Raw genomic sequence first — 14,319 nt, 5'->3', positions numbered from 1 at the left:
TCTCGTCTTTAAAGCGGGTGTGCGGCCTGACATATTAGGGCAGGCCCCGTCAGAGGGAAGGGCGAAGCGCGTTCGGCGTGGAGCCACCGGATAACCTTGGCCGCCAAAGGCTGCGAGCACCGTGCAGGACGATCCCCAGGACGCCCCCCGAGGCAGACCGGCGCCCCGGCGCAAGCGTGACCGCGCGCGGCGCGCGGGGCTCTGGACGGTCGGCCTGCTGGTGCTGCTCGCGGGCGGGCTGGCCCTGGGGCTGGTCTGGATCAAGGAACGCGATCTCTTCGCGCCGCTCTGGCTGCGCGAAGAGCTCGAAACGCGGCTCGGCACGCTGATCCCCGACACGCGGATCGAACTCGGCGATATCGTCCTGGTCATCGACGAGGAGTGGCGTCCGCGGGCGCGGGTCCGCGACGTGCGACTTTTGAACGCGCAGGGCACGGAGATCGCTGCCTTTTCGGAGATGCGCGCCAGCCTCGCACCGCAACCGCTGCTCGACGGCAGGCTCGAGCTGAGTTCGATCGACCTGACCGGCATCTTCGCGCGGCTCGAGCGCGATGCCGAAGGGCGCGTGCGCTTGTCGGCGGGCACCGGGTTCGAAGCCCCGGCGCGGCAGGCTGACAGCCTGCCGCAGATGCTCGCCGAGTTCGATGACCTGCTGCTGCGGCCGGGGCTGTCGACGCTCGAGCATGTCGGTATACGCGCGCTGACCCTGCGCTACGAGGACAGGATCTCGGGCCGGGGATGGACCGTGGATGGCGGGCGGATCAGCCTGGAACGCGACGGGGTCGATCTGAGCCTGTCGGCGGATTTCGCACTGCTGAGCGGCGGTGCGCGGGCGGCGACCCTGGCGGCGAACTACTCGGGGCGCATCGACCGGCAGGCGTCCGAGTTCGGGGTGACGCTGAGCGACCTCGACGCCGGCGACATCGCCACCGCCGGTCCGGCCTTTGCCTGGCTCGAAGCGCTGCGGGCACCAATCTCGGGGTCGGTGCGCGGCGGCGTCGAGGAGGACGGCAGCCTTGCGCCGATCAACGCCACGCTGCAGATCGGCGCCGGAGCGATCCAGCCCGACCCGAATGCCAAGCCGATCCCGATCGAGGGCGCACGCAGCTATTTCAGCTATATTCCGGGCGCCGATGCGCTGCGGTTTGACGAGTTGTCGCTGCGCAGCCAGTGGGTCAGCGGCCGCCTCGAAGGCCAGGCCTATCTGGAAGGGGATCCGGACGGGCTGCAGCGCGATCTCGTCGGGCAGGTGCGGCTGAGCGATCTGAGCCTGAACCCCAACGATCTCTATCCCGAGCCGGTGAGCGTGGCGGCGGCCGAGATGGACTTCAAGCTGACGCTTGCGCCCTTCGAACTCCGCATCGGTCGGCTACAGATCAGCGACGCCGGGCGCAGCCTGAGCGCGCAGGGCAGTTTCGGAGCCGGGCGCGAGGGCTGGGTGATCTCGGCGGATGCCTCGGTGAACGAAATCTCGCGCGACCGGCTGCTGGAGCTCTGGCCCGAACGCGCGGTGCAAAAGACCCGAGCCTGGCTCGACGCCAACCTGCAGGCCGGGAGTCTGCGCGACGCCGAACTGGCGGTGCGGGCGCGGCAGGGCGAGCCGCCCGACCTCTACCTCGGCTTCAACTTCGAGGAGGCCGATATCGGTTTCATGAAGACGATGCCGCCAATCCGCGAGGCACGCGGGCATGCCTCGCTTCTGCGCAATCGCTTCGTACTCTCGGTTGACGAAGGCGGCGTGGAGGCGCCCGAGGGCGGACGGGTCGACATCGCGGGGTCGAGCTTCATCGTGCCGGACACGCGCGCCCGCCCGGGCGCACCGGCCGTGATCCGCCTGCGCACCCGGGCCTCGGTCACCGCGACTCTGGCGCTGCTCGACCGGCCGCCGATGCGGGTGATGCAGAAGGCGAACCGGCCCGTGACCCTGGCCGACGGTACGGCGGTGCTGGAAGGCACAATCGCGCTGCCCCTGATGAAGGGCGTGCCACCCGAAGACGTGCGCTGGGACTTCGCGGGCACGCTTCAGGACGTGTCCACGGACGCGCTGGTGCCGGGGCGGACCCTTGCGGCACCGGAACTTGCGGTGCGGGCCAGCAACGACGGGGTCGAAATCGGCGGTCCCGGGTCGCTCGACGGCGTCGCCTTCGACGCGACCTGGCGGCAGCCACTCGGGCAGCCCGGCGTGGGCAGCCGGGTCGAAGGCACGCTGGAACTGTCGGAGACGGCGCTTGAGACTTTCAGGATCGCGCTGCCGCCCGGGACGGTGCGCGGCACGGGCGCGGCGACCATTACCATCGACCTCGAAAAGGACACGCCACCGGCCTTCAGCCTCGAATCCGACCTCGTGGGGGTGACACTTTCGGTGCCGCCGCTCGCGTGGTCGAAACCCGCCGCGCGTCCCGGCACCTTGATGGCCGCGGGCGCGCTGGGTCCGGTGCCGCAGGTCGACAAGCTTCTGATCGAGGGGCCGGGGCTCTCGGCGGAGGGGTCGGTCCGGCTGCGCGAGGGCGGCGGGCTCGACAGGGTCCGGTTCGACCGGGTGAGCGTCGGCGGCTGGCTCGATGCGCCGCTCGACATCCGCGGGCGCGGCCCCGGCGCGCCGGTCGGGATCAACATCAACGGCGGCACGCTCGACATGCGACGGGCCGAGTTCGGACCGGGCGGCGGTGGCGGCGCTTCGGTGCCGCTCGACGTCACGCTCGACCGGCTGCAGATCACCGACACCATCGCGATCCAGAACCTGCGTGGCGCGTTCATCAGCCGCGGCGGGCTCGACGGCAGCTTTTCGGGCAGCGTCAACGGCGGCACGGCAATCGCCGGCCGGGTCGTGCCGCAAAACGGTCGTAGCGCCGTGCGCCTGACATCCGAGGATGCGGGCGGGGTCTTTGCCTCGGCGGGGTTGCTCAAGCAGGCGCGGGGCGGCGCGCTGGATCTCAGCCTCGTGCCGGTCGGCACCAGCGGCGCCTTCGACGGCACGCTCGCTGTGCGCGACACGGCGGTGCAGGACGCGCCAGCGATGGCCGCATTGCTCAACGCCATCTCTATCGTCGGGTTGCTCGACGAGTTGAGCGGCACCGGCATCTCCTTTTCCGAGGTCGATGCCCGCTTCCGGCTGTCGCCGGCCCAGATCACCCTGACCCAGGCCAGCGCCGTCGGCCCGTCGATGGGCCTGTCGATGGACGGGGTGTTCTATCCCGGCTCGGGCCAGTTGCAGATGCAGGGCGTGATCTCGCCGGTCTACCTGATCAACGGCATCGGCAGTCTTTTTACCCGCAAGGGCGAGGGCGTGATCGGTTTCAACTATGCGCTCAGCGGGCAGGCCAAGGCGCCGGCCGTGTCGGTCAACCCGCTGTCGGCGCTGGCGCCGGGCATCTTCCGGGAGATCTTTCGCGCGCCGCCGCCCGAGGTGCCGCGGGTCGAAGGCGAGATCGTGCCGCCGCTCGAAGCGCCGCGCGCCGAAGCGGCAGAGGACCCAGCGCCACAAAGGCTTGTCCGTCCCGGTGAGGACCGCTAGAGCGCGCGGATGCAACTGAGCGACTTCGATTTCGACCTGCCCGATACGCTGATCGCGACCAGGCCGGCTGCGCCGCGTTCCTCGGCGCGGCTGCTGGTGGCGGGGCCCGACAGCCTTGCCGACGCGCGCGTGACCGACCTGCCGGACTGGCTGCGGCCCGGCGACCGGCTGGTGCTGAACGACACAAGGGTGATCCCGGCGCGCCTGTCGGGGCTGCGCCATCGCAGCGGCGCGCAGGGCGACACCGCCGCTCGGATCGAGGTGACGCTGCTCGAACCGCGCGCGTCGGGCGGCTGGGCGGCGCTGGTCAAACCGCTCAAGAAGATCCGGGTCGGCGAAGAGCTGGTGTTCTCCGACGACCTGTCGGCGGTGCTGGAAGCGGTCGAGGACGGGCAGGGTGTCTTTCGCTTCAACCTGACCGGCGCGGATTTCGACGACGCGCTCGCCGACGCCGGGGCGATGCCGCTGCCGCCCTACATCGCCGCACGCCGCGCCGCCGACGACCGCGACCGGACCGACTACCAGACCGTCTTTGCCCGCCGTGCCGGGGCCGTGGCGGCCCCGACCGCCTCGCTGCATTTCGACGAAGCTCTGCTGGAGCGGCTTTCGGCGCAGGGCATCGCCTTCAGCCATGTCACCCTGCACGTCGGCGCCGGCACGTTCCTGCCGGTCAAGGTCGAGGATGTCACGCGCCACCGGATGCATGCCGAATGGGGCGAGGTCAGCGCAAGGGCCGCGGCCGAGATCGCCGCGACAAAGGCCGCCGGCGGCCGGGTGATTCCGGTGGGGACCACCGCGCTGCGCCTGATCGAGACGGCGGCGCGGAACGGCGCGATCGAACCCTGGGAAGGCGATACGGATATCTTCATCTACCCGGGCTTCGAGTTCCGCGTCACCGACGCGCTGATGACCAACTTCCACCTGCCGAAATCGACGCTGATGATGCTGGTTTCGGCGCTGATGGGACAGGAGCGTGTGCGGCAGATTTATGCCCACGCGATCCGTGAGCGCTACCGGTTCTTTTCCTACGGCGATGCCTCCTTGCTCTTTCCAGCGGGCTGTGAGAAGCGCGGATAGACTTCGGCGAGTCGCCCACGGGACAGAATTCCCGATCCTCCGGCGGCAGTTTGAACGTGTTCGTGACGACCCCGACGGGCAAGGAGGGACGAGATGCTGCAAGTTCTGACCAGCGCCTGGGCGCTGCTTCTCGGCATGGCGCTGCTCATGGTCGGGAACGGCATGCAGGGCACGCTTCTGGGTATCCGCGGCGAGATCGAGGGCTTCTCGACCCTGCAGATGTCGATCGTCATGTCGGCCTATTTCGCGGGGTTTCTGGGCGGCTCGCAACTTGCCCCCGGCATGATCCGGCGCGTCGGGCATGTCCGCGTCTTTGCGGCGCTCGCCTCGCTGATCTCGGCGGTGCTGATCCTCTACCCGACCTTCACCGAGGTCTGGGTCTGGACGTTGGGCCGGGTGTTGATCGGTTTCTGCTTCTCGGCGGTCTACGTCACCGCCGAAAGCTGGCTGAACAACGCCGCCACGAACGAGAACCGCGGCCAGGCGCTGTCGCTCTACATGATCGTGCAGACCGCCGGCATCGTTCTGGCGCAGTACCTGCTGCTGGCCGCCGACCCGAGCGGGTTCATTCTCTTCGTCATTCCTTCGGTGCTGGTCTCGGTGGCGGTGACCCCGATCCTGTTGTCGATCAGCCCGACGCCCGCCTTCGCCACCACCAAGGCGATGAGCCTGCGGCGCCTCCAGCGGGTGTCGCCGCTGGGCTGCATGGGCATGTTCCTGCTCGGCGGCGTGTTCTCGGCGCAGTTCGGCATGGCGGCGGTCTACGGCGGCAAGGTCGGGCTGACGGTGCCGCAGATCTCGACCTTCGTGGCCTCCTTCTTCATCGGGTCCGTGATCCTGCAGTATCCCATTGGCTGGATCTCGGACCGCATGGACCGCCGGCAGCTGATCATCATCGTGTCCGCCATTGGTGCGGCGGGCTCGGTCCTGGGCATGATGCTGGGCCATTACTACGGGCTGCTGCTGGTCTCGGCCTTCGTGGTGGGCGGCATGTCGAACCCGCTCTATTCGCTGCTGATCGCCCACACCAACGACTTCCTCGACCTCGAGGACATGGCCGCGGCCTCGGGCGGCATGCTTTTCATCAACGGGCTCGGCGCAATCTCGGGGCCGATCATCACCGGCTACCTGATGGACATGGTCGGCCCCGGCGGGTTCTACCTGTTCACCGGGTTGCTGTTTGCCTGGCTCGTGGCCTACGGCGCCTGGCGCGCGACCCGTCGCCGGTCGGTGCCCGCCCAGGAGGCCGGCGCCTATGTTGCGGTCAGCCCCAGCGCCACCGCCGTCACGCTGGGCGCGGTCGCCGAGGTGTGGTCGGAAGAGGCCGAACAGCAGGCCGAGCAGCAGAATGCCGCGGAATGAACACGCCCCTGTCGCAATTGTCGCAAATCGTGACTGGGGTTCCGCCGCAAGGCACGCCTAGATGGGGCAGGTGGAGATGATCGATGGGAGCAGCAAAATGATCGGTCCGCAGGAGATTCTGGAATTCTGGCTCGACGAGGTCGGGCCTGACGGCTGGTACAAGGCGAGCGACACGCTCGACGCGACCATCCGCGACCGCTTCGAGGAGGCGTGGCAGGGCGCCTGCGAGGGTCGCTACTCGCTCTGGCTGACCTATCCGACCGGCGCGCTGGCCTACATCATCCTGACAGACCAGTTCTCGCGCAACATGTTCCGCGGCACCGCAAAGGCGTTCGCCAGCGACCGCGCGGCTCTTGCCGCGGCGAAGTCGGCGATCGAACGCGGCTGGGATCTGAAGATCGACCCGCCCGCGAGGCATTTCTTCTACACGCCGCTGATGCATTCGGAGAACCTCTGCGACCAGGACCGCTGCGTGCGGCTGATGGCCGAGCGGATGCCGAAAGGCGCGCCGAACCTCGTGCATGCCCGTGCCCACCGCGAGGTGATCCGGCGCTTCGGGCGTTTCCCGCATCGCAACGAAGCCTTGTCGCGCGGCACGTCCGAGCAGGAGAAGAGCTTCGAAGCCGAAGGCGGTTACCGCACGACCTTGCAGAAGCTTCAATCGCAGGCCGCCTGAGCGCGCCGCCTCCCGCATCGCAGCCATGCGCCGGTCGCTCGATCGGCGTGTTGCTGCATGACGGCATATAGTTTAACGGTAAACTATATCGGCGAAGCTTGAACCTGCGAGGACCTGACATGGCGGCCAAATCCTTCGACCTCATCGTGATCGGCGCAGGGCCGGGCGGCTATGTCGCGGCGATCCGGGCGGCGCAGCTGGGCCTGAAGGTGGCGGTGGTCGAACGCGAGCACCTCGGCGGCATCTGCCTAAACTGGGGCTGCATCCCGACCAAGGCGATGCTGCGCTCGTCCGAGGTGTTCCACCTGATGCACCGCGCCAAGGAATTCGGGCTCAAGGCGGAAAAGATCGACTACGATCTCGACGCCGTCGTCCAGCGCTCGCGCAAGGTGGCGGGGCAGCTCTCGGGCGGGGTCGGTCACCTTCTGAAGAAGAACAAGGTGACGGTCGTCATGGGCGACGCAAAGCTTGCCGGGAAGGGCAAGGTGTCGGTCAAGACCGAGAAGGGCAGCGAGGATCTGGAAGCCAAGAACATCGTGCTGGCCACCGGGGCGCGCGCGCGTCAGTTGCCCGGGCTCGAGGCCGACGGCGATCTGGTCTGGACCTACAAGCATGCGCTCAAGCCGCCACGGATGCCAAAGAAGCTGCTGGTCATCGGCTCCGGCGCCATCGGGATCGAGTTCGCGAGCTTCTTCAACACGCTCGGGACGGATACCACCGTGGTCGAGGTCATGGATCGGATCCTGCCGGTCGAGGATGCCGATATCTCGGCCTTCGCCAAGAAGGCGTTCGAGAAGCAGGGCATGAAGATCATGCAGAAGGCGACGGTCAAGCAACTCGACCGCGCCAAGGGCAAGGTCACGGCGCATGTCGAGACCGGTGGCAAGACCGAGCCGCTCGACTTCGACACGGTGATCTCGGCCGTCGGGATCGTCGGCAACGTCGAGGACCTCGGGCTGGAGGATCTGGGCATCAAGGTCGACCGCACCCATGTCGTCACCGACGAATTCTGCCGCACCGGCGTCGAGGGGATCTACGCCATCGGCGATCTCGTGGCCGGACCCTGGCTGGCGCACAAGGCCAGCCACGAGGGCGTGATGGTCGCCGAGATGATCGCCGGTGGACATCCGCATCCGGTCAAGCCCGAGAGCATCGCGGGATGCACCTACTGCCATCCGCAGGTCGCCTCGGTCGGGCTGAGCGAGGCCAAGGCGAAAGAGCAGGGCTATGAGGTGAAGGTCGGCAAGTTCCCGTTCATCGGCAACGGCAAGGCCATCGCGCTCGGCGAACCTGAAGGGCTGATCAAGACCGTGTTCGATGCCAAGACCGGCGAGCTTCTGGGCGCGCACATGGTGGGGGCCGAGGTGACCGAGCTGATCCAGGGCTATGTCGTCGGCCGCCAGCTCGAGACAACTGAGGAAGACCTGATGGCCACGGTTTTCCCGCACCCGACGCTGAGCGAGATGATGCACGAATCCGTCCTGGACGCCTACGGCCGGGCGATCCACTTCTGACGAGTGGGACGGGCGCCGCCAGGGCGCCCGCCCGTCTTGTCGAACCCTCAGGCCGATTTCCGGCGGCGACGCATCAGGCCCAGACCCGCAACGCCCGCGCCGAGCAGCAGCACGCTTGCCGGCAGCGGCACCGGGGTCGGCGCGTTCTGTGCCGCGAACCCGATGAAATCGCTGCGGCCCGGATCGCCAAGCAGCGAGGCCGTTCCGGTCCCGAGGTTGATCTCGTAAAGTCCCGCACCGCCGCCCTGGACACGCAGCAGCGCAAGCGCGAGGTCACCGCCCTTTTTCGTTGACACGATTTCGAACCCGCCGAGGCTCGACACGTTGAGCCCAAGCAGACCGACGGTGATCAGCGTGCCGTTGTTGTTGTCGAGGTTGATCAGTGAATCGGTTTCCGCGTCGATGGCGTATTGCAGCGTGCTCGACGCCTTTTCGCCGTCGATCGCGTTCGTGTAGGCGTTGGCGAAGACCATCGGGTCCCGACCGTCATTGATGTCTCCGGCGGCGTAGAAGAGGTCGGCAAAGGCGTCGACAGTGTTCTGACGTGCCGGGTCGGAGAAGTCGGACGGAAAGAACACGAGGTTGTCATCATCGGTCGACACCGCCCGTTCGGCGTCGATCTGGTTGTTGAAGTCGAACCCGATCTCGGCCGTGTTGCCGATCCCGGTACCTGACGTGAAGCTCACGCCGGTCGACGTCAGCATTCCGGTGTCGCGGTCGATCAGGACGATGTCGTCAGGGTTGCTCCCTTTTCCGTTCACATATCCATAAAGCTCGCCGGTGACGGGGCGGTAGGCGATTGCCGATACCTGCCCTGACAGGTCGATCGTCTGGGACGTCCCGAGGTCCGCAAGGCTGTCGAAACGCACAAGCTTGGTTCCACCTGCGGCAAGGCCGTAGCCTTGCGTCCCGGCCACGGTGGCCGCCATTGTCTGGGTTGCGGAAACAGCGAGAAACGCTGCGATGGTCAAACGTAAATGCATCTTTAAACTCCCTGCGGAATGGTCGCGCAATTCATGCGACCCTGACAATGGTGGAGCTAAGTAACTGTTTATCAAAAACTTTATTTCTCGCTCAGGGTGAAGCCTTCGGGGCTCGAGAACCGTGTTTTCTTGTTCCGAGCAGCGCGGTCTCCCGCCGTCCCATTGTTTCCAAAATCAATGAATATGGGCGACGCACCTTTAGCAATCCCGCCGCCGCCATCACGTGCGCCGCAGGGCCGTCTTGCCGCGTGCAGCACGATTGCCTCCGGCGACGGCGTCTGACATAGCGGCCGCATGACTGACGCGACCCGCACCTCTTTCCCGATCATCTTCGCGCTCTGGGGCGCGGGTCTGGGCGCGGCCGCCCAATACGGCAAGGTCAGCGTCATCTTCGACCAGTTGCCGACGCTCTACCCCGATGCCGGCAGCGCGATCGGCTTCGCGGTGTCGCTTGTCGGGCTTGTGGGCATCGTCTTCGGCGCGATGGCGGGTCTGCTCGTCGCGCGCATCCGCTATCGCCGCGCGCTGCTCTGGGCGCTCTGGATCGGGGCGGGTGTGTCGGCGTTGCAGGCCACCGGGCTGCCGCTGAGCTGGCTGCTGGTATCCCGCGTCGTCGAGGGCATGTCGCACCTGGCCATCGTCGTGGCCGCGCCGACGCTGATCGCGCAGGTCGCGGCACCGCGTCATCGCGGGTTTGCGCTGACCCTCTGGGGCACGTTCTTCGGCGTCGCCTTCGCGGTGCTGGCCTGGGCCGGGCTGCCGCTGGTCTCTGCGATGGGCGTGCCCGCGCTGTTTGCGGCGCATGCGCTTTACATGGCGGCCTTTGCGCTGCTTCTGGCGGCAATGCTCGAGCCGCTGCCAGTGACCACGCGCTTTGCGCCGTTGTCGCTGGCCGGAGTCGTGCGTGACAACCTGACCATCTACCGCTCGGCCGCGATCGCGGCACCTGCGGCGGGGTGGGTGTTCTACACCTTTTGCTTTGTTGCCCTGCTGACCGTCTTGCCACCTTTCATTGACCCGTCGCAGCGCGCCTTCGTCCTCGGCGCCATGCCGCTCGCCGGAATCGCGGTCTCCATGACGCTGGGCGTCATCCTGCTGCGCCATGTCTCGGCAGTCACTGTTGTCGTGACCGGGTTCGCCCTTTCGGCGATCTTCTCGGTCTGGCTGGTGTTCGACCGCGGCGACCCGTTGCTCTGCCTGCTTCTGGCCGGCGCAATGGGACTTGTGCAGGGTGCAAGCTTTGCGGCCGTGCCGCAGCTCAACGGCAGACCGGCCGAGCAGGCGCAGGCCAACGGCGCGATGGCGCAGGCGGGTAACATCGGCAACACGCTCGGCACACCTGTCATGGCTGCGATGATTGCGGCCGGTGGGTACGCCGCCCTTATGGTGGTGACGTCGATGGCGCTTCTGCTCGGTGTGGCGGTCCACGCCCTTCTATCGCGCCGTCGCCGCCGTGCCATCAGTTAACGTTTACTCACGGACGCGTGACAACATGAAACCGGCGCCCGACACCATCCGTACCGTTCGTGACCGCAGACCGCGGTCATGTTCCAACACGGGAGTAAGTGATGAAAAGTTTCATGATCGCCGTCGCCGCTGGGATCGGCCTGTTATCCATGCCTGCGGAGGCCCGCACGATCACCGGCGGGCTGACCACAGTAGAGGTCACCGCCGATGTGACGGGTCTCGGGCTCAGCGCCGCGCCGCTCGGCACCGCCACCTTTTCGGGCGGTGTCTTCGGCTTCCCGATCACCGGCGGTAGCGTGACCGGCGCCGGCGCGATGATCGAGCATGACGGCAGTGGTGTGACCCTGTCGGCTATTGCCGATCCGTCGGTCTCGGCCTCGATCGGCGATTTCTTCATCGACACGATGGCGGCCACGGTCTCCGGCAACATCATCGGCGGAGCATCCGGCGTGACGTTCTTCACTTTCGGCGACATCGATTCTGACGGCATCGATTTGCTGATCTCGAACGATCTTGCCGGTGCGCTGACCGGGGTCTTCGGGGCGCCCGACCTGACCGGTGCAGTCTTCGGCGTGGCCAACACCGCGCCCGAACTGGCCCCCATTCCACTGCCCGCCGGTCTTCCGCTGATTGCCACCGGACTGCTTGCTTTCGGATGGCTGCGTCGCCGCAAGGCCTGATCGCTGCCAATAGTTGACAGGGTCCGTCGCCTGCTTGGGCGGCGGGCCTTTTTGTTCGCCTAACGTTCTCATTTTCGGATTGGAGAATCCGTCGCGCCATCTTATGTACGGAAGTGTTAACGGGAGCCCCGGATGGCCGAACTGAAGAACATCGAAGTGCGCGGCGCGCGCGAGCACAACCTCAAGAGCATCGACGTCGACATTCCCCGCGACCAACTGGTGGTGATCACGGGCCTGTCGGGGTCCGGCAAGTCGTCCCTGGCCTTCGACACGATCTATGCCGAGGGGCAGCGCCGCTACGTGGAGTCGCTGTCGGCCTATGCCCGGCAGTTCCTCGACATGATGCAGAAGCCGGACGTCGACCACATCTCGGGGCTCAGCCCGGCGATCTCGATCGAGCAGAAAACGACCTCGAAGAACCCGCGCTCGACAGTCGGCACGGTGACCGAGATCTACGACTACATGCGGCTGCTCTACGCTCGCGCCGGCACGCCCTACAGTCCGGCCACCGGCAAGCCGATCGAGGCGCAGCAGGTTCAGGACATGGTCGACCGGATCATGGCGATGGAGGAGGGCACCCGTGCCTACCTGCTGGCGCCGATCATCCGCGACCGCAAGGGCGAGTACCGCAAGGAATTCCTGGAGCTGCGCAAGCAGGGCTTTCAGCGCGTGAAGGTCGACGGCACTTTCCACGACCTCGACGACCCGCCGACGCTCGACAAGAAGTTCCGCCACGACATCGACGTCGTGGTGGACCGGATCGTGATCCGCGAGGGGCTGGAGACGCGGCTGGCCGACAGCCTGCGTACGGCGCTGGATCTTGCCGACGGGATCGCCATTCTCGAAACCGCGCCGAGCGAAGGCGAGCCGGAGCGCTTCACCTTCTCCGAGAAATTCGCCTGCCCGGTGAGCGGCTTCACCATCCCCGAGATCGAGCCGCGCCTGTTCTCGTTCAACGCACCGTTCGGGGCCTGCCCGTCCTGCGACGGGCTTGGGGTCGAGCTCTTTTTCGACGAACGGCTCGTGGTGCCGGACCAGAACCTGAAGATCGCCGACGGCGCACTGGCGCCTTGGCGCAAGGGCAAGTCGCCCTATTTCCTGCAGACCATCGAGGCCATCGCCAAGCATTACGGGTTCAAACAGTCGACCAAGTGGAAGGACCTGCCGGAGAACGTCAAGCAGGTCTTCCTCTACGGGTCGGGCGACGAGGAGATCGCGTTCCGCTATGACGAGGGCGGCCGGGTCTACCAGGTCACCCGGGTTTTCGAGGGTGTCATTCCGAACATGGAGCGGCGCTATCGCGAGACCGACTCGAGCTGGATTCGCGAAGAGTTCGAACGCTACCAGAACAACCGCCCCTGCGGCACCTGCGGCGGCTACCGGCTGCGCGAAGAGGCGCTGGCGGTCAAGATCGGGCCCGCAGATGCGCCCGACCGGCTGCTGCACGTCGGGCAGGTCGTGCAGATGTCGATCCGCGAGGCCTATGACTGGTGCCGCGAGGTGCCGGAGTATCTCTCGGCGCAGAAGAACGAGATTGCGCGCGCGATCCTCAAGGAAATCCGCGAGCGGCTCGGCTTTCTAAACAATGTCGGGCTGGAGTATCTCACGCTCAGCCGCTCCAGCGGCACGCTCAGTGGCGGCGAAAGCCAGCGCATCCGCCTCGCCAGCCAGATCGGCTCGGGCCTGACCGGCGTGCTTTACGTGCTCGACGAGCCGTCTATAGGGTTGCACCAGCGCGACAACGACCGGCTGCTGCTGACGCTGAAGAACCTGCGCGATCAGGGCAACACGGTGATCGTCGTGGAACATGACGAAGAGGCGATCCGCGAGGCCGATTACGTCTTCGACATCGGGCCCGGGGCAGGGGTGCACGGCGGCGAGGTGGTGGCCCACGGCACACCCGCCGATATCGCCGCGAACACCCAAAGCATCACCGGCCAGTACCTGACGGGCGCGCGCGAAATCCCGGTGCCGGCCTCGCGCCGCAAAGGCAACGGCAAGCGGGTGCGGATCGAGAACGCCACCGGCAACAACCTGCGCAACGTCAGCGTCGATTATCCGCTTGGCCAGTTCGTCTGCGTGACCGGTGTATCGGGCGGCGGCAAGTCGACCCTGACCATCGAAACCCTGTTCAAGACCGCCTCGATGCGGCTTAACGGGGCGCGCCAGACACCCGCGCCCTGCGACACGATCAAGGGGCTCGAGCATCTCGACAAGGTGATCGACATCGACCAGCGCCCGATCGGGCGCACGCCGCGGTCGAACCCGGCGACTTACACCGGGGCCTTCACGCCGATCCGCGACTGGTTCGCCGGCCTGCCCGAGGCCAAGGCACGCGGCTACAAACCCGGTCGCTTCTCGTTCAACGTCAAGGGCGGGCGCTGCGAGGCCTGCCAGGGTGACGGGGTCATCAAGATCGAGATGCATTTCCTGCCGGACGTCTACGTGGAATGCGAGACCTGCAAGGGCAAGCGCTACAACCGCGAGACGCTGGAGGTGAAGTTCAAGGGCAAGAGCATCGCTGACGTGCTCGACATGACCGTCGAGGACGCGCAGGCCTTCTTTCAGGCGGTCCCGTCGATCCGGGAGAAGATGGACGCCCTGATGCGCGTGGGCCTCGGCTATATCAAGGTCGGACAGCAGGCGACGACGCTGTCAGGCGGCGAGGCGCAACGCGTCAAGCTGTCCAAGGAACTGTCGAAACGCTCGACGGGCCGCACGCTTTATATTCTCGACGAGCCGACGACTGGGCTGCATTTCGAGGACGTGCGCAAGCTGCTCGAGGTGCTGCATGAACTGGTCGAGCAGGGCAATTCGGTGGTGGTGATCGAGCACAATCTCGATGTCATCAAGACGGCGGATCATCTCATCGACATCGGCCCGGAAGGCGGCGACGGAGGCGGCCAGATCGTGGCCACAGGCACGCCCGAAGAGGTCGCCGAGATCGTCGACAGCCACACCGGCCACTATCTCAAGCCGATGCTGAAGTCGCGCGGCAAGGTCGCGGCGGAATAGGCTGCCGCGAGTCGGCGGCAGCCGTTCACTC

9 protein-coding genes are annotated in these 14,319 nt (G+C 66.7%); 8 read left to right on the top strand and 1 reads right to left on the bottom strand.

Annotation, left to right across the window (positions count from 1 at the left end; all coding sequences use genetic code 11):
- The first annotated feature begins 121 nt into the window (after nucleotides 1-121).
- The 5 genes from R5H30_RS02265 to lpdA all read left to right on the top strand — a co-directional run bounded on the left by R5H30_RS02265 (nucleotide 122) and on the right by lpdA (nucleotide 8,143).
- Nucleotides 122-3,514, top strand: coding sequence for a YhdP family protein (locus R5H30_RS02265; RefSeq protein ID WP_318326359.1), 3,393 nt, complete (start codon nucleotides 122-124; stop codon nucleotides 3,512-3,514).
- Nucleotides 3,515-3,523: 9 nt separating this feature from the next.
- Nucleotides 3,524-4,591, top strand: a complete 1,068-nt coding sequence (gene queA / locus R5H30_RS02260) for a tRNA preQ1(34) S-adenosylmethionine ribosyltransferase-isomerase QueA (protein ID WP_318326358.1) — start codon at nucleotides 3,524-3,526, stop codon at nucleotides 4,589-4,591.
- Between the two features lie 93 nt (nucleotides 4,592-4,684).
- The gene (locus R5H30_RS02255; RefSeq protein WP_318326357.1) at nucleotides 4,685-5,953 is read left to right on the top strand and encodes an MFS transporter; all 1,269 of its coding nucleotides are present in this window, start codon (nucleotides 4,685-4,687) and stop codon (nucleotides 5,951-5,953) included.
- A gap of 97 nt (nucleotides 5,954-6,050) precedes the next feature.
- Complete coding sequence (locus R5H30_RS02250; RefSeq protein WP_318326356.1) at nucleotides 6,051-6,629, top strand: DUF924 family protein; 579 nt, start codon at nucleotides 6,051-6,053, stop codon at nucleotides 6,627-6,629.
- A 119-nt stretch (nucleotides 6,630-6,748) separates the two neighbouring features.
- Complete coding sequence (gene lpdA, locus R5H30_RS02245; RefSeq protein ID WP_318326355.1) at nucleotides 6,749-8,143, top strand: dihydrolipoyl dehydrogenase; 1,395 nt, start codon at nucleotides 6,749-6,751, stop codon at nucleotides 8,141-8,143.
- Between the two features lie 47 nt (nucleotides 8,144-8,190).
- Here the strand turns inward: lpdA and R5H30_RS02240 are convergent, their stop codons facing one another.
- A complete protein-coding gene (locus tag R5H30_RS02240) occupies nucleotides 8,191-9,126 on the bottom strand; it encodes a DUF4394 domain-containing protein (protein ID WP_318326354.1) in 936 nt (311 codons plus the stop codon).
- Between the two features lie 294 nt (nucleotides 9,127-9,420).
- On the opposite strand from R5H30_RS02240, the gene R5H30_RS02235 reads away from it, so the two are divergent.
- From R5H30_RS02235 to uvrA, 3 genes are all read left to right on the top strand, one after another.
- Complete coding sequence (locus R5H30_RS02235; protein WP_318326353.1) at nucleotides 9,421-10,593, top strand: MFS transporter; 1,173 nt, start codon at nucleotides 9,421-9,423, stop codon at nucleotides 10,591-10,593.
- A 101-nt stretch (nucleotides 10,594-10,694) separates the two neighbouring features.
- Nucleotides 10,695-11,273, top strand: coding sequence for a VPLPA-CTERM sorting domain-containing protein (locus R5H30_RS02230; protein WP_318326352.1), 579 nt, complete (start codon nucleotides 10,695-10,697; stop codon nucleotides 11,271-11,273).
- A gap of 132 nt (nucleotides 11,274-11,405) precedes the next feature.
- Nucleotides 11,406-14,288, top strand: coding sequence for an excinuclease ABC subunit UvrA (uvrA, locus tag R5H30_RS02225; protein ID WP_318326351.1), 2,883 nt, complete (start codon nucleotides 11,406-11,408; stop codon nucleotides 14,286-14,288).
- Nucleotides 14,289-14,319: the final 31 nt, after the last annotated feature.

The organism is Roseobacter sp. FCG-D35, from assembly GCF_033436665.1.
Lineage (GTDB): Bacteria > Pseudomonadota > Alphaproteobacteria > Rhodobacterales > Rhodobacteraceae > JAWQFO01.
This window is presented reverse-complemented; position numbering and strand designations above follow the sequence as displayed.